This is a genomic window from Haloferula sp. A504, from assembly GCF_044385805.1.
In the GTDB taxonomy this organism is placed as follows: domain Bacteria; phylum Verrucomicrobiota; class Verrucomicrobiia; order Verrucomicrobiales; family Akkermansiaceae; genus Haloferula.
Genome location: NZ_JBISBU010000121.1, coordinates 1 through 3,529, shown reverse-complemented (window position 1 = coordinate 3,529; position 3,529 = coordinate 1). Strand labels below are relative to the sequence as shown.

General features: G+C 60.7%; 2 protein-coding genes. Both read left to right on the top strand.

Annotated features, from left to right (window positions below):
• On the top strand, positions 1-1,557 hold a 1,557-nt coding region (locus ACG2LG_RS23615), incomplete at its 5' end, for an alpha-L-rhamnosidase C-terminal domain-containing protein (protein WP_396263299.1).
• A 70-nt stretch (positions 1,558-1,627) separates the two neighbouring features.
• Positions 1,628-3,529, top strand: a 1,902-nt coding sequence (locus tag ACG2LG_RS23610) for a glycoside hydrolase family 127 protein (protein WP_396263297.1), incomplete at its 3' end; no start/stop codon positions are given.

Here is a 3,529-nt window from a genome sequence, read left to right as displayed (position 1 = left end):
CGTGTCGATCGCGACCCGCCGGGCTCCGTGCGCTATCGTTTGGCGGACGTCCGGGAAACCGGGGCAGCCGGAGAATGGCAGGTCGTGGCTCCACCGCGAATCGGATGGAATACCCGGCCTCATGTCACCGTGCCGCTTCCGGAGGCGTTTGGCGTGGTCACACCCTTCCGCTGGGTGGAGATCGAGGGGTGGAGCGGTTCTTTCGACCCGGCACAGGTCGTCCGCCAGAGCAGTTTTCTCAAGGCATGGGATGAGGACGCCGCTCATTTTGAGTGCTCCGATCCGCTGCTCAACCGCATCTGGGATCTGTGCAAGTATTCGATCAAGGCGACCAGTTTTACCGGAATCTTCGTGGACGGCGACCGCGAGCGCATCCCCTACGAAGCGGATGCCTATATCAATCAGTTGACGCATTACTACACCGACGCCGACAAGCAACTCGCACGCGACACCTTCGACTGGCTGATGATCAAGCCGACCTGGCCGACCGAGTGGGCCTCGCACATGGTCTTTGTCGCCTACACCGACTGGATGTTTACCGGTGACACGCAATGGCTGCACCCCCGCTACAACGGACTCAAGACCAAGCTGTTGATGCATCGCGTGGGCGAAGACGGCTGGGTCCATAGTGACAAGAAGACACGCAACCGCATGCCGGGAGTGCGGGATATCGTGGATTGGCCCCAGGGTGAGCGCGACGGCTACGTCTTCCGGGAAATCAATACAGTGGTCAACGCCTTCCACCTCAGAACCGTGCAGATGATGGCTGAGTTGGCGGAAGCACTCAACAGGAAGGGCGAAGCGGAAATCTATCGGGAACGTTTCGAGCGGGGCATCAAACGATTCCACGAGGCGCTCTGGATGGAAGACAAGGGCTGCTACCGCGACGGGATCGGCACCGACCACGCCTCGGCACACGCCACCTTCTTTCCCCTGGCCTTTGGGCTGGTGCCCGAAGACCACCGGGATCAGGCAGTGGCTTTCCTGAAAACCAAGGGCATGGCCTGCTCCGTTTACGCCGCCCAATATCTGATGGACGGCTTGTTTTCCAACGGGGCAGCGGACCACGCCCTCGAACTGATGATGGCGGATAATGACCGCAGCTGGAAGCACATGGTCGAAAGCGGAACGACGATCACCTGGGAGGCCTGGGACCAGAAATACAAGCCGAATCAGGACTGGAACCACGCATGGGGGGCCGCGCCGGGTAACCTGTTGCCGCGCCATGTGCTGGGTGTCGAACCTGCCGAGGCCGGGTGGAAACGGATTCGCATCAAGCCCCATCCGGCATTCCTGACCAGCGCGACGGGCAAAGTGCCCACGCCTCATGGCCCGGTCTCTGTTGCATGGGAAAAGGACGCCAACAACTTCACCCTGGCTTGTTCGATCCCGGAGGGCGCCACTGCGGAAGTATTTCTCCCCACCATGGGAACGGAGAGCAGGTTGACCCAGGCCGGTCCGCCTCTTCCGGTTGAGAAGAACGGCGACCGCTTCAGTCTTGGGCAAGTGCCTCCCGGCAGCCACCGGTTCACAGTCAGAACCTCATCGTCTGATTGACCTGCTTGGCATTGCCGAGCGGAAATCGACCAGGATTACGATCAAGGTTTTAAAACCAGCAAACAAACCGATGAGAATTCATTCCACCACAGTTCTCGCCTGCATCTTCATGCTTGCTTGCACAAGCTGCAAGGCAACGGCGCAGACCTCTCCACTTGCCCCACAAAAAGGGCTGCGGGAGGTCGACGGCCGGAATGTGACATTAACAGGCGGATTTTGGGGAACCCGGGTCGACAGACACCATCGAATAACGATTCCCCACGTTTTGGATAAACTGGAAGAAAGGCATCATTTCAGTAATTTCGATCTGGCCGCGAAGGTCGTCGGCGGGGACTTGGGAATGCTCGACGGCGGGAACGCCGACGAGGCGCACAATCCCCTGGAAGGGGACCCCGGCGCGACGGAGCATTCCGATAACAGGAAAAAGGGAAACGCCATCGTCGGCAACCATGCCTACGATTCGGATGCCTACAAGGGTCTGGAAGGGGCCTGCCACTCGCTCTGTAACCACGAGGATCCGGCCTTGCTCGAACGGGTGGATGCGATCATTGATCGTATCATCGCCGCCCAGCAAGAGGACGGCTACCTGAACAGCTACTACACCGCCAAAGAGCCGGAGAACAAATGGAGCAACCTCCGGCTCAACCATGAGATGTATAACGCGGGTCACTTCATGGAGTTGGCCGTCGCCCATCACCAACTCACCGGCAGCACCAAGGCACTCGATGCCGCCAGGCGCCTGGCCGACCATATCGACGCCAACTTCGGCCCGGGCAAGCGTTACGACGTCGGCGGACACCAGGAAATCGAGTTGGCCCTGATCAAGCTTTACCGCGTGACCGGCGAAGAACGCTACCTGAAGCTCTCCCGGTTCTTCCTCGAGGAGCGCGGCCATGCCCATGGCAGCGAACGCAGAGCGTTCACCGACGTGCCGCCACGCACCGTTCCCGAGAAAAGACCGGACGAAACGATGCGGAAATTCCGCCTGAGAAAGTGGAGCACCCGCAACGGTCGCATGCAGGATCACAAACCGCTCCTGGAACAGAAGGAGGCGGTGGGCCACGCGGTCCGCGCGGGCTACACCTACTCCGCCATGGCCGACCTCGCCCGTTTCAATGAAGCACCCGACTATGCGGATGCCGTCCGCATCCTTTGGGAGGATGTCGTGTTCCGGAAAATGTATCTCACCGGCGGACTCGGCACGGCGCAATACGGCGACGAGGGCTTCGGCGATCCCTATCTCCTGCCAAACGATACCTATTGCGAATCCTGCGCGAACATCGCCCACGTCTTCTGGCAGCATCGCATGAACCTGATGGACGCCGAGGCGAAATACGCCGACATCCTGGAGCTGACTCTTTACAACGGCGCCTTGTCGGGAGTCGCACTGTCAGGGGATGCGTTTTTTTACCGGAATCCACTGGAGTCGGCGGAGGGGGAGGAACGGGTGCCCTGGATCGGCCTGGCCTGCTGCCCGACCAACCTTGCCCGGTTCATCCCGCAGGTAGGCGGATACTTGTATGCGACAAAGGACAACGCACTCTACGTCAATCTCTACGCCGCCGGCCAGGCCAGCGTGGACCTCGGAGATTCCGGAAGCATCAAGCTGGAGCAGGAAACGGACTTCCCCTGGGACGGCGGGATCCAGATCAAGGTCACCCCGGGGAAAGCGTCCGTCTTCGATCTGAAGCTTCGCATCCCCGGTTGGGCCGTCGGCCGGACCGTGCCCGGCACGCTCTATCGTGATGAGCTGAATCAACCCGCCGCGGTGGGTCTCCGCCTCAACGGAAAGCCGGTCGACACCACGCCCGGCCCGGATGGTTACCTCAGCCTGAAGCGCAAGTGGCAACCGGGCGACCGGATCGAACTCGATCTGCCCATGCCGGTTCGCCGCATCCATGCCCATCCCAAGCTCGAAGAAAACCGTGGCCGGGTCGCCCTCATGCGCGGACCGGTCGTCTATGCCTTCGAG